13 protein-coding genes are annotated in these 13,309 nt (G+C 68.3%); 7 read left to right on the forward strand and 6 right to left on the reverse strand.

Features of this window, described 5'->3' with window-relative positions; genetic code table 11:
- Nucleotides 1-3 precede the first annotated feature (3 nt).
- The gene (locus tag KQ310_RS09325; RefSeq protein ID WP_259721486.1) at nucleotides 4-1,752 is read right to left on the reverse strand and encodes a diflavin flavoprotein; all 1,749 of its coding nucleotides are present in this window, start codon (nucleotides 1,750-1,752) and stop codon (nucleotides 4-6) included.
- Nucleotides 1,753-1,879: 127 nt separating this feature from the next.
- On the opposite strand from KQ310_RS09325, the gene KQ310_RS09330 reads away from it, so the two are divergent.
- On the forward strand, nucleotides 1,880-2,485 hold the full coding sequence (locus tag KQ310_RS09330) for a divalent metal cation transporter (protein WP_259721487.1): 606 nt from the start codon (nucleotides 1,880-1,882) through the stop codon (nucleotides 2,483-2,485).
- Nucleotides 2,445-3,221 (forward strand): hypothetical protein, encoded by a 777-nt coding sequence (locus KQ310_RS09335; RefSeq protein ID WP_259721488.1) that lies wholly within the window; start codon nucleotides 2,445-2,447, stop codon nucleotides 3,219-3,221. The genes KQ310_RS09330 and KQ310_RS09335 overlap by 41 nt, the downstream gene beginning before the upstream one ends.
- 36 nt (nucleotides 3,222-3,257) lie before the next feature.
- Here the strand turns inward: KQ310_RS09335 and KQ310_RS09340 are convergent, their stop codons facing one another.
- The 4 genes from KQ310_RS09340 to KQ310_RS09355 all read right to left on the reverse strand — a co-directional run bounded on the left by KQ310_RS09340 (nucleotide 3,258) and on the right by KQ310_RS09355 (nucleotide 7,074).
- The gene (locus KQ310_RS09340; RefSeq protein ID WP_311134730.1) at nucleotides 3,258-3,851 is read right to left on the reverse strand and encodes an MEKHLA domain-containing protein; all 594 of its coding nucleotides are present in this window, start codon (nucleotides 3,849-3,851) and stop codon (nucleotides 3,258-3,260) included.
- Nucleotides 3,844-4,755: an SWIM zinc finger family protein gene (locus KQ310_RS09345; protein WP_259721489.1), complete on the reverse strand. Its 912-nt coding sequence runs from the start codon at nucleotides 4,753-4,755 to the stop codon at nucleotides 3,844-3,846. Before KQ310_RS09345 ends, KQ310_RS09340 begins: the two co-directional genes overlap by 8 nt.
- A 106-nt stretch (nucleotides 4,756-4,861) precedes the next feature.
- The gene (gene cobA, locus KQ310_RS09350) at nucleotides 4,862-5,659 is read right to left on the reverse strand and encodes a uroporphyrinogen-III C-methyltransferase (protein ID WP_259721490.1); all 798 of its coding nucleotides are present in this window, start codon (nucleotides 5,657-5,659) and stop codon (nucleotides 4,862-4,864) included.
- On the reverse strand, nucleotides 5,656-7,074 hold the full coding sequence (locus KQ310_RS09355; RefSeq protein WP_259721491.1) for a hypothetical protein: 1,419 nt from the start codon (nucleotides 7,072-7,074) through the stop codon (nucleotides 5,656-5,658). Before KQ310_RS09355 ends, cobA begins: the two co-directional genes overlap by 4 nt.
- A gap of 78 nt (nucleotides 7,075-7,152) precedes the next feature.
- Between KQ310_RS09355 and KQ310_RS09360 the strand changes: the two genes are divergently transcribed.
- The gene (locus tag KQ310_RS09360) at nucleotides 7,153-7,593 is read left to right on the forward strand and encodes a hypothetical protein (protein ID WP_259721492.1); all 441 of its coding nucleotides are present in this window, start codon (nucleotides 7,153-7,155) and stop codon (nucleotides 7,591-7,593) included.
- Here the strand turns inward: KQ310_RS09360 and KQ310_RS09365 are convergent.
- Nucleotides 7,517-9,076 (reverse strand): ferredoxin--nitrite reductase, encoded by a 1,560-nt coding sequence (locus KQ310_RS09365; protein ID WP_259721493.1) that lies wholly within the window; start codon nucleotides 9,074-9,076, stop codon nucleotides 7,517-7,519. The genes KQ310_RS09360 and KQ310_RS09365 overlap by 77 nt on opposite strands.
- Before the next feature lie 351 nt (nucleotides 9,077-9,427).
- On the opposite strand from KQ310_RS09365, the gene KQ310_RS09370 reads away from it, so the two are divergent.
- The 4 genes from KQ310_RS09370 to ntrB all read left to right on the forward strand — a co-directional run bounded on the left by KQ310_RS09370 (nucleotide 9,428) and on the right by ntrB (nucleotide 13,306).
- A complete protein-coding gene (locus KQ310_RS09370) occupies nucleotides 9,428-10,468 on the forward strand; it encodes an anthranilate phosphoribosyltransferase (RefSeq protein ID WP_259721513.1) in 1,041 nt (346 codons plus the stop codon).
- Complete coding sequence (locus KQ310_RS09375) at nucleotides 10,465-10,983, forward strand: nitrate reductase associated protein (RefSeq protein WP_259721494.1); 519 nt, start codon at nucleotides 10,465-10,467, stop codon at nucleotides 10,981-10,983. Before KQ310_RS09370 ends, KQ310_RS09375 begins: the two co-directional genes overlap by 4 nt.
- 168 nt (nucleotides 10,984-11,151) lie before the next feature.
- Nucleotides 11,152-12,462, forward strand: coding sequence for a CmpA/NrtA family ABC transporter substrate-binding protein (locus KQ310_RS09380; protein WP_259721495.1), 1,311 nt, complete (start codon nucleotides 11,152-11,154; stop codon nucleotides 12,460-12,462).
- A 13-nt stretch (nucleotides 12,463-12,475) separates the two neighbouring features.
- Nucleotides 12,476-13,306, forward strand: coding sequence for a nitrate ABC transporter permease (ntrB, locus tag KQ310_RS09385; protein WP_259721496.1), 831 nt, complete (start codon nucleotides 12,476-12,478; stop codon nucleotides 13,304-13,306).
- The last annotated feature ends 3 nt before the right edge of the window (nucleotides 13,307-13,309 follow it).

Below are 13,309 nucleotides of genomic sequence, written 5' to 3' on the forward strand. Positions count from 1 at the left end.
ACTTCAATAGTGGTTGCCCACTTTGCGGTGGTGAACGGCGGTGGAGGCCTCCAGGTCGGAGACGGTGCCCTGTTCCACCGCGGCGTAGATGATCCAGTGATCCGGACCCTCCATCCGCTGAACCACGCGGCAGCCCAGGTAGGCCAGGGCATCGCCGAGCACCGGACCGCCAGCGGCGACGCCGTCCAGGGTGATGACGCCGGCGAAGCGATCGGCACCAGGGGGAAAGCGCTTGAGGAAATGGCGCAACAGCACCTGGTGGTTGTCCTCCCGCAGGATGTTGAGCACAAACCGGTCGCCCACCTGCATCAGGGCCTCGATGGCACGGTCTTTGGCCACGGCCACCGTGAGACCCGGAGGATCAAAACTCGCCTGGCTCACCCAGCTGGCCACCATCGCACCGCTGCGGCTGCCGCCCTCGGCATCGTCCTGGCGGGCCGTCACCACATAGAGGCCTCCTGAGAGGCGGCCAAGCGCCTTGTCGAGGTCGCCGTCGAGGCTCTTCATGGCCGCGATCGTCTTCTCGCGGGTGAGCAGCTGGCCCAGGTCGGTGCCGGCCTCCTCGCAGCGCTGGTAATCCTGCCCATCCGGCACCTGGCGGATGCGGAGCGGCTCGAAGGCGCTCTTCTGGCCGAGGCTGCGCAGCTGGGCCGCGACCGTGTCGATCGGCTCGTCGTTGCCGCCGTAGGCGTCGTAGCAGGCGACCCACTGCTTGGGCTTGAGGGCCGCCAGCAGCGTGCCCACCTGGGCCTGCAGCTCGGCGTCGGGCGCGGCCGGCCAGGTAGGCACCACCACAGCACTGGCCTCGCCGATCAGCGCAGTGAGCTCCTGGGCATCGGTGGCGCGCAGATCCACAAGCTGCACCTGGGCCTCGGCCTTGCCGATGCCGCGAGCGATCGCCTGGCTGAGCCGGTCGCAGAAGCCGTACTGGCTCAGATAACAGACGGCAGCATAGGCCTCCCCCTTGCTGCGCTGGCTGCTCCAGTCGCGGTAGTCACCCACCCAGAGGCCGAGATGCTGCCGCAGCAGGGGGCCATGGCCCACGGCGATGGTGGTGATCTCCGGCAGCCCCTCCATGCGCTTGAGCGCCTGCAGCACGCTGCGGGCATTGGGCCCCATCAGGCAGTCGTAATAAAAGCGGAAATCCGGGGCGATGGCACCGGGATCGCTGTCGTACAGCTCCTCGCTGCAGTAATGCAATCCGAAGGCGTCGCAGGTGTAGAGGATGCCGGTGCCGTGATCAAAGGAAAAGATCGTGTCCGGCCAGTGCAGGTTGGGGGCACTGAGGAAGTCGAAGCGGTGCTGAATCCCACTGGCGGGATGGGTACCCAGATCGAGGCTGTCGCCGCTCTTCACGGCGCGGCTGCGGAAGGGGCGGTGGACCTGGTCTTCGAGGAACTGGATCGCCACCTTGGAGGCCACGATCTCGATCTCGGGATTGCGGTCGAGCAGGTGGCCGATCAGCCCGGAATGGTCGGGCTCGGTATGGGACACGATCAGATGATCGATCGCCAGAGGATCGATCTCCTGCTCGAGCAGCGGCAGCCAGGTGTCGGCGAATTTGAGGTGGCTGGTATCGATCAGGGCCGTGCGCTCACCCCGCACCAGAAAGGCGTTGTAGGTGGTGCCGTTGCGGAGGCCGAATTCGATGTCGAAGCGGCTGCGGTCCCAGTCGAGGGAGCGGATCGCGGTGGTATCGGCGGCGATCACCTCGCACTGGAGGCTCAGACGCGGCGGTGCGACAACGCTCATGAACGGCTCCTCCGGGGGTCAGGACTGTAGGCAGACCGGCCCGCCAGCTGGCGGATTGCGGCGGGCCCTCGATGCCAGCGGGCCACACCATCGCCAAGCTGGAACCCCCTCTGAAGGCGTCATCGCCATGACGGCAGGCGAAGCCGGACAGCCGGATCCGAACGACCAGCCGCAGGCGGCCCTGAAACCGGCCATGCCGCTCACCCTCAAGGGCTTTCGGCAGAGCCTGGGGCCCGGCATCCTGCTGGCCGGCGCCGCCATCGGTGGGTCTCACCTGGTGGCCTCCACCCAGGCGGGAGCCCGCTTCGGCCTCGGCCTGCTCGGTTTCGTGCTGCTGGCCAACCTGTTCAAGTACCCCTTCCTGCTGGTGGGAAGCCGGTTCACGGCGGTCACCGGGCTGAGCCTGCTGGAGGGGTATCAGCGCCAACGCCCCTGGTATCTGCCTCTGTTTCTGCTGATCACCCTGGCCACCGGCGTGGGCAACATCGCGGCGGTGGCCTCGGTCTGCGGCAGCCTGGCCACCAGCATGGTGCCGGCCGGCCGGCCCGGCGGCCTGAGCACACCGACAGGGCTGGCCCTGCTGATGGTGGGGGTCTGCGTGGCCGTGCTGCTGCTGGGCCACTACCGCAGCCTCGATCGGCTCAGCAAGGGCATCGTGCTGCTGCTCACGATCAGCACGGTGGTGGCCGGCGGTGGCCGTGCTGGGCCGGGGTCCGGTCGCTGTCAACGTTGACCTGTTCAGCCCCAGCCCCTGGAGCCTGACGGCCCTGCCGTTCCTGGTGGCCCTGATGGGCTGGATGCCCTGCCCGCTCGATCTGGCCGCCTGGTCGTCGCTGTGGATCTTCGCGCGGCAGGACGACTCGGGCCATCGCGGCTCCCGTGCCGAAGTGGAAGCCGACTTCAACCTCGGCTATCTGCTCACGGTGGCGATGGCGGTGCTGTTTCTGTTGTTGGGGGCCTGGGTGATGCACGGCACCGGGCAGACCTTCTCCCCCAGCGGCGCGCGCTTTGCGCAGCAGTTGATCACCCTCTACACCGCCAGCCTCGGTGGCTGGGCCTATCCGGTGATCGCGATCGCGGCCTTCACCACGATGTTCAGCACCACCCTCACCTGCCTGGACGGCTATCCCCGCTCCACCTCCGCCGGCTTTCGGCTGCTGCGCGGCTTCCGCGGCCACGCCGTCCATGACCGGCGGGAGCACGGGATCTGGATGGTGCTGCACGGTGTCGGGGCCGCCGCGGTGCTCGCCTTCTGGCCCGGTTCGATGGGGGCCCTGGTGCAGCTGGCGATGGTGGTGTCGTTCCTCACCACACCGGTGCTGGCCTGGATGAACCTGCGGGTGATGCAGGGCCGCCAGGTGGCCCCAGCCGATCGGTTCGGAACCGGCCAACTGCTGCTGGCACGCATCAGCCTGATCGTGCTCAGCGCCTTCGTGGTGCTGTTCGGCATCAGCCTCTCGCAGGGCTGAATTAGGGGCCCGGGGAATCCTCGCCAGGGAGCTCCCTTACAACCAGTACCAATCGCTGAAACAGGCGGCCTGGCCGCGGCTCTGGCCAGCGGCATCGCGCAGGGTCCAGAGGCGGGCACCGCGCAGCTGGAAGCGGCGGCCGTGGCTATCGATGCGCACACCGCTGTAGTGGGCGATCGCCTCGTCGCGCAAGGCCTGCCGCAGGGCACGGGCCCGCTCCGCCCGCGCCACCGGCTCAGCCGTGAGCCACGAGGGCAGGCCCACCATCGTGGCCCAGGGGCGACGCCAGAGCCGCAGGGCGGCGACGTTGGCATAGATCAGCCGCGGCCCGATCGGATCCACCTCTGAATGACCGGCAGCAGACGCACCGCCAGCAGCCTCACCGGTCTGCCCAGGATCGTCATGGGCGAGCACCACCACTGGGGCGACGAACAACTCCTGGGCCGCCAGGCGCCGGTTGGCCGCAGCCGGGATCAGGGGGCGGCCGAAGGCGGCCTGGTGGGAGGTGAGGATCCAGGCCACCCGTTCCAGCACGGGCTCAGCCAACCAGGCGGCCTCCAGCTCTGGAGCCAGCACCGAGCGCGGCTCAGCCCTCAGATTCGGCTCGAGCACCAGATTCGGCTCAGCCACCGGCGACCCCGGCGCCCATGGCCAGGGCCATGGCCTGGTTGGCCTTGGCCTGGCCCTGGCTGCGCAGATGGTCGAGGAAGTGGCGGTTGGCCTCCGGGAAGCGGGGTTCTTCCGCCAGGGGCAGCGGACCGGCGGCATCAAGCCCCGTGTCCCCCTCCAGGGCCGGCGTGATCACCACGAGATCCGGATCGAGGGCTGCGTCGTAGCGCCACCAGCGGCTCGGATCTCCGATGGCTGGATGGGTGGGATGGGGCGACTGGCCGGCGTCCGGCGCCGAGAGCGGTCCGGCTGGAGTGCCGCCCGCTGCGCTGGCCCGCAGCGCCGCCGCCCGTTCGGCCAGGGCCTTGCGGCGGCGCACCGCCAGATCGGCCAGCAGCTGGGATCGGGTGCGGCCCCGCAGCTGGAACAGCACGAAGGGGTCTTCGCTGAAGCGATCCCCCATCAGGTAATAGACAGCGCTGGTGTGCTTGCAGGGATTGGCCTTGTCCGGGCAGGTGCATTCGCTGCGCACCTCCTGCAGCTTGAACGGAAACAGGCGCTTGCCGCTGGCGGCGAAGGCGCGCTCGATGTCCTGCGGCATCACGCCGGCCAGCAGCTGGGCCGACCAGCGGGCCTTCTGGGTGAGCGCCTCGAGCACGTAGCCCCAGTCTTCCTCGCTGAGCACATCGAGCCACAGCTTCACCTTGTAGGGCTCGGGTTCGGTGCCCTGCACGCGGGCATGCACCCGCCGCCCCTCGAAGCGGATCGAGAGCACATTGCCCTCACGGGCGTAGGCCCAGGCGCGCTCCAGCCGCTTCTTGTAGCGGAAGGAGTTGATCAGTTCCATCCACTGCTCCACCCACCAGGGCTGCTGCCCCAGTCCCTGGTCGCCCAGCTGGGTGGTGATGGCGGGGGTGGCGGACATGGACGCGGGCATGGCGGGACGGGTGCCGAGCCCAGACAGCCCAGGCCTCAGCCACCAGTCTTGCCGAAGGGTGGCCCGAGCGGCACTGCGGCGCCGGGGCTGATGCTCAGAAGGGGATCGGCATCTCGGCATCGGCCGGCGCGGGGGCGCAGGCCGCCACCCGTTCCGCCACCACCTGCCCCACCACCACGATCGAGGGCGACACGAACCCCTGCTCCGCCACCCGATCGGCCAGCTCGCCCAACGGGGCCACCAGATCCCGCTGCCCCAGCACCGTGCCCTGCTGGATCACGGCGGCCGGGGTGTCGGGCGCCAGGCCACCGGCGATCAGCTCCTTGCAGATGCGGCTGAGGTTATGGAGGCCCATGTAGATCACCAGGCCGTCACTGCAGCGGGCCAGCCCCTGCCAATCCACACCGGGGCGCGCCTTGTCGATCTCCTCATGGCCGGTCACGAAGGTGACGCTCGAGCCCGCCCGGCGATGGGTCACCGGAATGCCGGCATAGGCCGGGGCGGCGATCCCCGCCGTGACACCGGGCACCACCTGCACCGGGATGCCTCGGGCCGCCAGGTGGGCCGCCTCCTCGCCGCCGCGGCCGAACAGGAACGGATCGCCCCCTTTGAGGCGCACGACCGTGCGATGGCGACCGGCCAGCTCCACCAGCACCGCATTGGTGCTCGGCTGCGGAACGGAGTGGTGGCCGCGGCGCTTGCCGACGAACTGCCGCTCGCAGCCCTCCGGCACCAGATCCAGCAGGGCCTTCGGCACCAGGGAGTCGTAGACGAGGGCGTCGCAGCAGCGCAGCAGCCGGTGGGCCTTGAGGGTGAGCAATTCGGGGTCGCCCGGGCCTGCTCCCACCAGATAGACGGTGCCCTGGGTGGAGAGCGGGGAGGCGGCGCTCATGGCAGGGCCTCAAGCAGGTCGAGCAGGCACGTGTGGAATCGGGGACGCTGCAGCAAAGGGGCTCCGCAGGCCGCGGGCAGGCCGTCGGTGAGGCGGTTGGCGGCCAGCACAAGCGGCAGCACGGGCAGCGGGTCAGGGGCCTCCAGCAGGGACAGCAGCTCCTCGCGATCCGACGCATCGTATGGAGTGGCGCGGCACGGGGCAGCGCAGAGACCCGCCAGGTGGGCCAGGTAGCGGCCCGCAACCGCCGAGGCGAGCGGGTGATGCAGCAGCAGCGGCGGAGCCCCGGCGGCGGCCTTCAGGGCGGCGACCTCCTCGCGCAGGGCGGTCTGCCAGGCAGGCCAGGCGCCGAGAAATGGCAGGGACCGCAGCGGGCCGGAGGTCCGCCAGGCGGCAGCGATGGCCGGCAGGTCGCGGCAGACGTGGGAACCCGGCAGCAGCAGGAGCGGCAGCAGGCTGACCGGCCCAGAGGCAGCGGCCTGGCGCAGGGGCCGGGGATCGGGCGGCAGCACCGTGCCGGTGAGGCTCTGCAGCAGCACGGGAGCCCCGCGACGACGCTCCAACTCGGCGGCCAGAAGCTCCAGCTCCGGCGGGATCAGACCACCACTGCGGCCGTGCACCACCAGCACCAGCGGGGCGGCGGGCAGAGCGGCCAGCCGCCGCTGCCGTCGCCGCAGCACGGCGGGATCCAGCTGGCCCGGCTGCAGGCGAGCCAGGGAAAGCCGTCCCTGGGGCAGGCGGGCGAGCAGGTCCACCGCGGTGGCCGCCAGGGTGCCATCGAGATCCACCGCCAGGCCGCGCAGCAGGGTGCGCAGCGCTGGTAGGGGCCAGGCCGGCAAGCCCACCGCCAGCCCCTCCAGGGCCGCCTGGCGCAGCCGGGCGGGATGGGCCCCCCTCACCCAACCTTCAAGGGCGGGGAAATCGGCCGGATCGCGCTGGTGACCCAGCAGGGGCAGCAACAGCGCGGCCCGCTCCGGTGCCGCCGCCGCCAGGGCCTCGCGCAGCAGCCGCGCTACAGCGGCATCACGGGGGCGCGCCAGGCTGGCCAGCAGGGCCGGATCCGCCTGCGGCCGGGCCAGCCACCAGGCCAGCAGACGGCGGCAGGCGGCGGCATCCAGCCGGTCGGCCAGGGCCGCCAGCAGCTCCGCGTCCAGCTCAATGGCACCGGTCTCGATCGCCTCGAGCCAGGGCTCCAGGGCGACGACGGGCTGGCGGCGCAACTGCTGTAGCCAGCTCCATCGGGTGGGATCACCCACCGCGGGCAGGGCAGCAGTGGAACTGGCGGCGACGCGGCTCGACTCCAAGGGCTCCGGCGACGACCCACCATCGGCCGTGGGGCGCGACCCCCACCATGGCACGTGTTTCCGGGTGGGGCGCGGCGATCCGGGGAGCGGCGCCGGGGGCAGAACAGTCACAATCGATACGTTTGGTGTGGCAAGGAGCCGGGCGATCGGAAACGGCTCTACGACAGGGGAGTCGTCGCCCGACACGGCATGGACAGGGTCGTCAGCAGCACCAGGGCCATCAGCACCACCAGGGCCGTCAGCACCACCACCCACGAGCGGGAGCCGGTTCAGGACCTGGATGCCCTCAAGGAGCGCCAGCTGCTGGTGCGGCTGGTGGCGGAGCTGGGAGCCGCCCAGTTCGCACAGGGCAACGGGCCTCGCAGCGAGCGCCTCTGGCGGGAGGCGGCCCAGATGGGGCTCGATCCGGAGCGGATCACCCATCTGCTCTATGGCGGCCAGGATCTCCAGGATCGGGAGGCTCTGTTGAGCCTTGATCGAGCCTGGACCACGACGCGACCCGGACATCGGAGCCCGGCCTGGAGCCGGCCCGCCTGGCTGGGGGGACAGGGCGTCAGGCCGCGGCCGGCTTTCGCTGCGCACCGAAGTGCTCCACCAGCAACTGCTCCAGCACGGCGGGCAGGTCGCTGAGGGGAACGCCCTTGTCGTGCAGTTCGGCCAGCTTCGGGTCGGCATCCATGCAGCCGCCCAGGAAGATCTTGGCCGCCTCCACCATCTCCCCGTCCTTGCGGGCCTTGGCCCCCATCAGGCCGATCTGGCCCATGTAGGGCTGGCCGCAGGCATTGGGGCAGCCGGTCCAGTGCATCCGCACTGCATGGGGAAGATCAATGCGGCGCTCCAGCTCCTCCAGCACGCTCTGGGCCGTGGTCTTGGTGGGGATGAGGGCGAAACTGCAGTAGGTATTCCCCGTGCAGCTCACCGCCTCCGCCTGCAGGGGCGAGGGGTCGGGACGGAAGCGTTGCAGCAGCGGCTCGGCCAGCAGCGGCTCCCGCTGCTCCAACGGCACCTGGGGCAGCAGCACATTCTGGGCCTCGGTGAGGCGCAGTTCGCCGCTGCCATAGGTGCGGGCCAGGCGAGCCAGCTCCAGCATGGCGTCGGCATCGAGGCGGCCCATCGGCACATGCAGCCCCATCCAGGCCCGGCCCGGCTGGGGCTGCTGGTTCCAGCCGAGCCCATCACGGGGGGCCCGGTTCACCAGATGGGAGCCGTCGTGGGGAAGGGGCGGCAGGGCCGCCGCACCCACCAGCTCGCCATAAGACGCGAGCACGGCCCGGCGATAGTCCTCCAGGCCGAGGTCATCGATCAGATACATCAACCGGCTCCGATTGCGAGCAGCCCGATTGCCACAGCGCTCGAAATGGCGCAGCACCGCCAGGGTGAACTCGGGCAGCTGGTCGCCCTCCAACCACAGACCCAAGGGAATGGCGAGCTCATTGCGCTGGGCGGAGAAGAAGCCTCCCACCATCACCGTGAAGCCAAGCCGCCCCTGGTGGTGAGCCGGCAGGTAGGCCAGGTCGTTGTGGAGCAGGAAGCTGTCGGGGGCTCCGCCCACAGCCACATTGAACTTGCGGGGAAGGTTGCGGGGGCCATCCTCGGCCAGCAGCCGGGCCTGTATCGCCTCCACCAGCGGACGGGTGTCGACGATCTCCTCCGGATCGATGCCGGCCAGGGGATTGCCCGTGATGTTGCGGGGATTGTCGTGGCCGGACTGGCGGCTGGTGAGGCCCACCCGCTCCATTGCCGCCAGCAGTGGAGCCATGTCTTCGAACAACAACCCCCGCAGCTGCAGGTTCTGGCGAGTGGTGATGTCGGCGCTGCCGTGATCGCCGCAGCGGTCCACCGCCTCGGCCAGCACCTCCAGTTGCTCCGCCTGGATCACGCCGTTGGGCAGGCGCAGCCGCAGCATGAACCGACCGGGAGTGACGGGCCGGAAAAAGATGCCCAGCCACTTGAGGCGAATCGTGAGCGTGGCCTCATCCAGCTGCTCCCATCCATCCCGTGCCAGATCAGCCAGCCGGGGGGCCAGATCGAGGCCGCAGCCGTCGAGCTTGGCTTGCTCGATCTTGCTGAGCTTCGGCAGCGGGGCGGCGGAGTGGGCGGAAGCTGAGGTCATGGGGAAATGAGCCACGCGGAAGGACGCGCGACGGAAACCTGACGGGCAGGAACGACGGAAGAAGCACTCGGCACAGCCGTGAAGCCTCCAGGGCGCTGGGGTCACGGAACCGACGGACGCCGATGAGGGATGCGTCGCCGGTGGCGATGAGGATGGAGCGCGCCAAACGCTGCTGCGCGACACCACCGAACGAGGAGGCCCTAGCTTCTGCTTCAGCGCCGCAACCCCGTGTCGCAATCGCTACCGAAGCCTTCCTCGTCGCCCGCCGGTGTGGATCACCGCGACGCCGCTCGGCCCACCACCTCTGCCGGCCGGCGGCAGGAGGGATGGGCCGAGCGGCGCGAGGAACGGCTGCGGTCACTCGGCAGCGGGCCCGCCCGCTTCCGTGAACTGATCGGCAAGGTGGGCAGCGGCGAACACACCAGCACCGGCCTCGACCGACAGGAGGCCCGCGAGGCGATGGACCTGATGCTGAGCGGCCAGGCCAGTGCCGCCCAGATGGGCGCCTTCCTGATCGCCCACCGCATCCGTCGGCCCCTGCCGATCGAACTCACCGGCATGCTCGACAGCTACCGGCAACACGGGCCGGTGCTTGAAACGCCCGGCCGCCGGCCGCTCTGTTTCGGCGTGCCCTACGACGGCCGCAGCCGCACGGCACCGCTGCTACCCCTGGTGGCCCTGGTGCTCGCCAGCGCGGCGGTGCCGGTGGTGCTGCACGGTGGCGATCCGATGCCGGTGAAGTACGGCGTGACCCTGGCCGAACTGTTCGAAGCGCTCGGCATCGGCTGGCGGGGGCTGCCCCTCTCGGCGGCACAGGAACGGCTCAATCGCCACGGGCTGGCGCTGACCCACCAGTGCGACCACTTCCCCCTCGCCGATGGACTGGTGCCGGTGCGGGACGCCATCGGCAAGCGTCCCCCGGTGGCGAGCCTGGAGCTGCTCTGGACCCCCCATCGCGGCGAGCACCTGCTGGTGAGCGGCTTCGTGCACCCGCCCACCGAAAGTCGGGCCTGGGAAGCCCTCACCGCCGCCGGTGAAACCGATGTGCTCACCGTGAAGGGTCTGGAGGGATCCACCGATCTGCCCACCACCCGGGCCTGCATCACGGCCCGGCTGCGGCAGGGCGACGCGGAGCGGATCCTGCTGCACCCGCGCGACCATGGCATCAGCGCCCCCGAGGTGCCCTGGCAGGACCTGGACACCTGGCAGGGTGAGGCCCTGGCGGCCCTGGGTGGGGAGGGGGTGCTGGCCGAGGCGCTGCGCTGGAACGTGGGGGCCTATCTCTGGTTTGCCGGGCGCTTCGAGTGCCTGGACGCGGCCCTGGAGCAGGCCAGCGCCCTGCTGATGGCCCGCAGCGGCGAACGGCTGCGGCGCGAGATGGGGGCTCCGTGAGCCTCCATGGCCGCTGCTTCGCCTTCGAGGCCGACTTCGTGGACAACCTCCGCTGCCTGCCGATGGCGGTGCGGCGCAAGCTCGACCTGGTCGGGGTGAAGCTCAAACTGGTGCACTGGTCTGGGCTCGAACCAGAGGAGCGCCAGCGCCTTCTGGCCTGGCCCGATGACAAGGCGAGCCTCGATGCCCTGCGGCAGTGGCTGCTGGCGCGCAGCGCGGCACTGCCGCAGGGTCCGGCCTTGCCTTTGCCGCCCGCCCAGTGGGAACCCTGGCAGCAGGGAGAGCAGATGCCCGCAATCCTGCTGGCCTCCTACCAACAGCTGGGCCTCACCCCGGCGGCGGAACAGTGGAGAAAGCTCGACGAACTGCAGCGTTTCGCGTTAGTGAAACTCAGCCATCCGGGCCACGAACACCGCAACCTGCCCCGCGCCCTGGAGGAGTTCGGCTTGGTGACGCTGGCACCATCACTGCCAGAGAGCGGATCGCCTCACGAAGACAAAAGTCGCGGTCGGTAACAACCGCAACTTATAGGGGTGTCGGCGGCGTGGTCTCTTGAGAGTCGTTGGTCAGCCTGAGCGCCAGCGATCACTCACCGGCACGGTGCGCTTCGTTGTGGAGCCCGTCCGGAGTGCATCGCCCCGGCGGTGCCACCACTCCGGTCCTCTCCAGGCTCAGCAGGCTTCATGTCCAGTCTTTCCCGCCGCAAGTTCCTGATCACCGCCGCCGGCACGACAGCCGGCGCTCTCTGGCTGAGTGCCTGCGGTGCCAACAAGTCGACCACCAGTTCAGCACCGGCCGCCAGCGGCACCGCTACCGACACCGAGGTGAAGGGCGCCACGCTGGGGTTCATCGCCCTCACCGATGCAGCTCCGCTGATCATCGCCAAGGAGAAGGGTTTCTTCGCCAAGCACGGCATGCCCGACACCAATGTGGTGAAGCAGACGTCCTGGGCCGCAACCCGCGACAACCTGGAATTGGGTGCCGCGAGCGGTGGAATTGATGGTGCCCACATCCTTTCACCCATGCCCCTGCTGCTCACGGCAGGCACGATCACCAAGTCCAACAAGCCGTTGCCGATGGTCACTTTGGCGCGGCTGAATCTGCAGGGACAGGGCCTCTCCGCCTCCAAGGACTTCCTGGCCAACAAACTCACGGTTGACAACAAGGCTGGCTTGGAGGCGGCAGTCGCCGGGGCTGCAGAAAAAGGCAAAAAATTCAAGGCAGCGGTCACGTTCCCTGGTGGTACCCATGACCTCTGGATGAGGTATTGGTTGGCGGCCAACGGCATCGATCCAAACAAGGCCGCTGACCTGGTGGTGATCCCGCCGCCGCAGATGGTGGCGAACATGCAGACCGGCACCATGGATGCATTCTGCGTCGGGGAGCCCTGGAACCAGCGGCTCGTCAACAAGAAGCTTGGTTACACCATCGCTCAGACCGGTGAGGTCTGGAAGCTCCATCCGGAAAAGGCCTTCTCGATGCGGGCCGACTGGGTGGAGAAGAACCCCAAGGCAACCCAGGCACTGCTGCAGGGCGTTCTGGAAGCCCAGATGTGGTGCGACGATCCCGCCAACCTGGAGGAGATGTGCACGATCCTCGCCAAAGACAAGTACATCAAGGCGTCCGTCAATGACATCCAGCCCCGTCTGGCAGGGAATGTCGACTACGGCGATGGTCGGGTCGTGAAGGACAGCCCCTTCAAGATGCGCTTCTGGGCGGATAACGCCTCCTTCCCCTTCAAAAGCCACGACCAGTGGTTCGTGACCGAGGACATCCGCTGGGGCTATCTGCCGGCGACCACCGACATCGATGCGCTGGTGAACAAGGTGAACCGGGCTGATCTCTGGAAGGAGGCAGCCAAGGCGATCGGCCAGGAGAAGGCGATTCCGTCCAGTGATTCTCGCGGCAAGGAAACCTTCTTTGATGGCGTGGTCTTCGATCCCGAGAACCCCAAGGGATACCTCGACACCCTCAAGATCAAAGCCCTGGCCTGACTGAACTGACTCCATGACTCTCACAGCCGCCGCCGGAAGGCGCCGTCCTCGATCGCGCCGATCGGCCCTGCTCAAGGGGCTTCTCCCCTATCTGGTCTGCATCGGCGCCTTCCTTCTTCTCTGGCAACTGCTCTCAGCCCTGCTCGGAACAAGCCGATTGCCAGGGCCGCTCAACGTGCTGATCGACACCTGGGATCCCTACATCAGTCAGCCGTTTTTTGACGATGGTGGAACCAGTAAAGGATTGGGTTGGCAGATCCTGATTTCGCTGCAGCGTGTTGGAGTTGGTTACATCCTCTCTGCTGTGGTGGGGATTGCAATTGGCGGGTTGCTCGGCTTGAACCGCTTCATCGGTAAAGGGTTTGATCCTGTCATTCAGGTGTTGCGCACAGTGCCGCCGCTGGCATGGTTCCCCATCGCTCTTATGCTGTTCCAGGATGCCAACACGTCGGCTGTTTTCGTTATCTTCATCACCGCCATCTGGCCCATCATCATCAATACAGCCGTTGGAATTCGCCAGATTCCCCAGGACTACACCAACGTTTCCAGGGTATTGAGGCTCAGCAAAAGTGCCTACATTCGTGAGATTGTGGTTCCCTCTACTGTTCCGTATGTCTTTACGGGCCTGAGGATCGCCATCGGGCTGGCCTGGCTGGCCATTGTGGCAGCAGAAATGCTGAAGGCTGATGGAGGTATCGGCTATTTTATCTGGGATGCTTACAATGCCGGCGGTGATTCCAGCTCAAGCCAGATTATCCTGGCCATTGTGTATGTGGGAATTGTGGGCCTGGCGTTAGATCGCCTGGTAGCTTTCGTGGGCTCGAAGGTAAGCGGAGGACACTGAATT

Origin of the sequence: Synechococcus sp. CS-1328 (assembly GCF_025128095.1) — a bacterium.
Classification (GTDB): Bacteria; Cyanobacteriota; Cyanobacteriia; order PCC-6307; family Cyanobiaceae; genus CBW1002.

Excerpts from the sequence above, each read along its gene's own strand:
- KQ310_RS09380 (WP_259721495.1), top strand. The coding sequence starts at position 11,152 with ATGTCCAGTCTTTCCCGCCGCAAGTTCCTGATCACCGCCGCCGGCACG.
- cobA (WP_259721490.1), bottom strand. The coding sequence starts at position 5,659 with ATGAGCGCCGCCTCCCCGCTCTCCACCCAGGGCACCGTCTATCTGGTG.
- KQ310_RS09365 (WP_259721493.1), bottom strand. The coding sequence starts at position 9,076 with ATGACCTCAGCTTCCGCCCACTCCGCCGCCCCGCTGCCGAAGCTCAGC.
- ntrB (WP_259721496.1), top strand. The coding sequence starts at position 12,476 with ATGACTCTCACAGCCGCCGCCGGAAGGCGCCGTCCTCGATCGCGCCGA.
- KQ310_RS09345 (WP_259721489.1), bottom strand. The coding sequence starts at position 4,755 with ATGTCCGCCACCCCCGCCATCACCACCCAGCTGGGCGACCAGGGACTG.
- KQ310_RS09325 (WP_259721486.1), bottom strand. The coding sequence starts at position 1,752 with ATGAGCGTTGTCGCACCGCCGCGTCTGAGCCTCCAGTGCGAGGTGATC.
- KQ310_RS09360 (WP_259721492.1), top strand. The coding sequence starts at position 7,153 with ATGGACAGGGTCGTCAGCAGCACCAGGGCCATCAGCACCACCAGGGCC.
- KQ310_RS09330 (WP_259721487.1), top strand. The coding sequence starts at position 1,880 with ATGACGGCAGGCGAAGCCGGACAGCCGGATCCGAACGACCAGCCGCAG.